The 4,117-nt window shown below is 70.1% G+C and carries 4 protein-coding genes, 1 tRNA gene and 1 pseudogene; 2 read left to right on the top strand and 4 right to left on the bottom strand.

All coding sequences use genetic code 11. The annotated features are described in order from the left end of the window. The 4 genes from GA0115259_RS31095 to GA0115259_RS31080 all read right to left on the bottom strand — a co-directional run. Positions 1-197: FmdB family zinc ribbon protein (locus GA0115259_RS31095; protein WP_093603181.1), on the bottom strand; the 197-nt coding region annotated here is incomplete at its 3' end. 53 nt (positions 198-250) lie between these two features. Continuing rightward, complete coding sequence (locus GA0115259_RS31090; protein ID WP_093603179.1) at positions 251-922, bottom strand: DUF4383 domain-containing protein; 672 nt, start codon at positions 920-922, stop codon at positions 251-253. A gap of 81 nt (positions 923-1,003) precedes the next feature. Next, entirely contained in the window at positions 1,004-2,389 is a 1,386-nt protein-coding gene (locus GA0115259_RS31085; protein ID WP_093603177.1) for an efflux RND transporter periplasmic adaptor subunit, read from the bottom strand. 127 nt (positions 2,390-2,516) lie between these two features. Beyond that, on the bottom strand, positions 2,517-3,290 hold the full coding sequence (locus GA0115259_RS31080; protein WP_256098219.1) for a DUF4097 family beta strand repeat-containing protein: 774 nt from the start codon (positions 3,288-3,290) through the stop codon (positions 2,517-2,519). Positions 3,291-3,501: 211 nt separating this feature from the next. Between GA0115259_RS31080 and GA0115259_RS31075 the strand changes: the two genes are divergently transcribed. Continuing rightward, positions 3,502-3,573 (top strand) — tRNA-Val (locus tag GA0115259_RS31075). Positions 3,574-3,626: 53 nt separating this feature from the next. Then, positions 3,627-4,117, top strand: a pseudogene (locus GA0115259_RS40725) (aminoglycoside phosphotransferase family protein); the annotation flags it as partial.

The following is a 4,117-nucleotide window of genomic DNA, read 5'->3' as shown; positions in this document are numbered from 1 at the left end:
CCGCCGCCCCCGCCGGTCGTGGCGGCCGGGCCCGGGGAGCCGGCCTTGGCCGTGCCGCCGACGGCGACGGTGGAGAGGAGCTTCACGGTGTCGTCGTGGCCCGCAGGGCACGAGGCCGGGGCCGCGGACTCGGACATCGGGCGGCTGAGCTCGAAGGTGTCACCACAGGAGCGGCAGCGGTACTCATAGCGAGGCATGGCATCAGGCTATCCGGCGGAGGGGGCGCGTGGGCGGCGGCTCAGGAGTTGGCTCAGGAGTGGGGGTCGCTGTCCATCCGGCTCTCCTCGTGCGGCTGTTGCGGCTGTTCTTGTCCGTGCCGCTCCTGCTCGTACTGATAGCTGTGATCGTGCAGATGCCCATAGCCATGGCCATGGGCCTGTACGTGTTCGATCTTGGCGCGGAGGCGCTGCTCGTGCTCCGCCTGTTCGGGATGGCGGGCGCGCCAGTACGGATTGTCGTGCGGCAGACCGCCGCTGACCCTTCCGTACATGCCGAACAGCATCAGCAGCAGTCCCACCACAAAGCTGAACAGCACATTGGGCAAATGAAAGGCGAGGAAGTTGTAACTGGTGTCCAGCAGCGCGAGATTGACGAATCCGCTGGCGATGAAGAGAACTCCGAGGACCATATTCAGCGTCGAGGCGAGATTCCCGCCGATCGTCATGCCGGCCAGGAGCAGCAGCCCGACACAGATGGACAGCACGCCCAGCGCGCCATTGGTGTTCAGACCCGCGACACCGGCGCCGCCGGTGTCGAAGAAGCCGACCTTGTTGAGCAGTCCGAGAATGCCGAAGACGATCAGGATCAGCCCCATGACTCCGGCGCCGATCCGGTAGACCTGGTTCAGCCGGTGGTCGACAGGCAGCTGTTCATCGAGTCTGACATGCCGCCGATGAGGGCGGCGGAGCGCTTGGGTGGCCATGTGCGGCCTCCTTTGGCGTACGGCGTAGTACTGGCGTACGGCGTAATACCCAGCATCCGCCCAGCCAGGGCCGAGGACAAATCAGCCGCCGTGGCCGGGCGCCGCCGCGCCGCGCTCCTCGCGGATGTCCGAGACCACTCGGGCCACGGTGTTCCGCACGGCCTCGGTCTCGGTCAGAAAGTGCCAGTAGTCGGGATGGCGGCCTTCCAGCGCGGCCACCGCGCGCTCCAGCCTGGCCACCGAGTCGTCCAGCGGGCGGGCGTGGCGCGGCTCGGGCGTATGGCGTCCGGTCATGGCCAGACGCTGGGCGTCGCGGATCGCGAACCGCGTACGGTCGATCTCCTGCTGCGGGTCCTTCGACACGGCGTTCAGCCGTTGCAGCCGGTCACCGGCGGCGGAGACCGCCTCGTCCGTGCCGTTCAGCAGGGCCCGCGCCGTACTGAGCAGTGAGGTCGCGTCCGCCCAGCGCTGCTCCTCGCGCGCCTTGCCCGCTTCCTTCAGCTTCTCCTCGGCCTGACGGACGCTGGTCGCGGCATGGTCGGGCACCTGCTGGAGGTCCTGCCAGCACGCGGCGGTGAAACGGCGGCGCAGCTCGCTGAGGACGGGCTCCACGGAGCCCGCGCGGGTGGTCAGGGCCTGGGCGCGCGTACGCAGCGAGACCAGCCGGCGGTCTATCTCCTGGGCGCGCTCGGGCAGCCGCTCCGCCTCGGTCCGTACGGCCTCGGCGTCGCGCAGCACGCGGTCGGCGCGCTGGAGCGTGTCGGCCACGCCGTGCTGTCCCGCGCCCTGGTTGAGCTTGGTCAGCTCGGGGCCGAGGGCGGCGAGCCGGGCGGCGAGATCGTCCGCGCGCAGTCCGGAGGCGCGTGCGGCGTCGAGCGCGTTGCTCGCGGAGAGAAGCGCCTGCCGCGCACGCTCCACGGCGGGCGCCAGCCGGGCGAGCTGCGTCTCGGCCTTGTCGAGCAGCGGTCCGAGCCCCTGCTCGAACCGGTCCAGCTCGCCCTTGACCCGGTCCAGATCCGCCTTGGCCTTGGTCAGCTCGCCACGGGCCTTGGACGCGACGGAGGGCTCCAGATCGTCCCGGTCGAGGTCGTGCGCGTCGACGGCGGTGATATAGGTGTGGCTCACCTCGTCGATACGCTGCCCGAGCGCCGCGAAGTCGGCGACGGCCTTGCGGGCTCCCGGCGAACTGTCCACCGCCGTGATGGTCTCTATCGAGATCCGCAGATCGCGCTGGGCGGTGTCCAGCTCGTAGAAGGAGGCCGCGGCGGCGTCCTTCGCGGCCTGGGCGTCGGCGCGCTGGCTCTCGCCACGACCGCCGAACCAGCGTCGCGTACCGCCGCCGGCGAAGGTGGCCGGCAGCGCGGCGGCGATCAACGGCACCGGCAGCAGCATCAGCGTGAGGACATCACGGACGGCACTCGCCTTAGCTTGGGCTCTTGCGTGCGGCTGTGCGTGTGTCGCCGTCACATCCCTCTCCCGTGCCGAGTTCGCCCTGCCTGGTCCATTCTCCCACCAGGTAAGGACGAACACACGGGCCGGTTAGTTCGCGCTTGGTGTCCGCGTTTCGCGGTCCGTCGGGTCGGCGGCCGGCGTTTCAGCCCGTACTGCGCACCGTGACCTTCCCGTTGTCGCTGCGGGCGTTCACCACATGAGCGCTGCTCTTGTCGGTCGGTACGTCCACGTCGACATCGCCGTTGTCGCTCGTCGCCGTCACCGCGTACGACGTCTTGGACGCGGGCAGATCGATCACGATCCGGCCGTTGTCGCTGACGGTGTCGACCGTGTCGGGTACGGCCGTGATCCCGAGGTGCACGGATCCGTTGTTGGACTTCGCGGCGACGGTCCTGGCGGAGAGGCCCGCCGTCGTGATCTTTCCGTTGTCGCTCTCCAGATCGACCGGTCCGCCGGAGTCCCGGACGGTCACCGATCCGTTGTCCGACCTCAGCTTCAGCCCGGTGTCGAAGCCGGTGGCGACTATTTCGCCGTTGTCGCCGTGCACCGTCACGGCCACTCCGCGCGGCACCTTCACCTCGTGCAGCGCCTCGCAATCGCTGGCGATCGCCCGGCACCTCACCTTGAGCGAGAGCGTGTCGTCGGTCATCTTCCAGCTCGCGTCGGGCCCGCTGCCGGCGAACACCCAGCCGTCGACCCGACGGGTCACCTCGACGCTCTTCACATCGGCGGGCACCAGATCGACCACCGAGTTCCCGGCCTCGATCGTCAGCGTCTTCCCGTCCAGCGCGAACGACTTCTTCTCGGCGGGCGCGTCCGAGGCGTCCGCACCGCCGCATCCGCTGACGGCGAGCGCGACAAGAAGGGCCCCGCCCGGGGCGAGAAACGTACGGGTGCGGATACGGCGTGCGGCCACGGTGATCGTCCCCCAGATAGTGCGCGTCCAGCGCGCGTGCACTGGGCGTGCACCGCGCGTCTTGGCTGTGTTCCCACCGTAGGGACGCGCGGCGCCCGGGCCGATCCGGCCGCCCACCGTTTCGGTGGTGGGGATACCCCCCGTACCCGTACCGCTCCTTGCCCGTTTGCGGCCGGACCCCCCGTGCCATGTACGCTGTTCCCTCATCCACGGGTGCGTAGCTCAGGGGTAGAGCGCTGCTCTTACAAAGCAGATGTCGGCGGTTCGAAACCGTCCGCGCCCACCGTGCTTGACCAGTGACGGAGCTCCGTACCGACCACCTTGGTACGGAGCCGTATGCCTGATTCCTTTCCCTCGTACACGGGCAGCAGACGCATTCCGTGGCGCGGTCTGCCGCGCTCGGTGTCGGCCGGGATCGAGGACGTGCTCCAGGGCACGGTGACCGCGGCCGGCAGCCAGCAGGGCGGTTTCTCCGACGGTCTCGCGGTGCGGCTGGAGCTGTCCGACGGCCGCAGGGCCTTCGTCAAGGCCGTCGACGCGGTGGCCGCTCCGGCGGTCGGCGCGTTCCATCGCCGCGAGATCGGAGTGACGGGAGGACTGCCTTCCGGCGTGCCCGTACCGCGGCTGCTCGGGTCCTTCGACGACGGTGAGTGGGTGGCACTGGTCTTCGAGGACATCGACGGCGCGCTGCCCGCGCAGCCGTGGCGCGAGGACGAACTGGAGCGGGTGCTCGACGCCGTCACCGGCCTGGCGGAGCGGCTCACGCCGGCGCCCCCGCTCGAACCGGCGCTCGCCGCGCCACGGCTGGGCGGCTGGGCACGGCTGGC

This window comes from Streptomyces sp. MnatMP-M17 (genome assembly GCF_900091995.1).
Taxonomy (GTDB): domain Bacteria; phylum Actinomycetota; class Actinomycetes; order Streptomycetales; family Streptomycetaceae; genus Streptomyces.
Note: the sequence above shows the minus strand (reverse complement) of the source record. Positions and strands in the feature narration are given on the sequence as shown.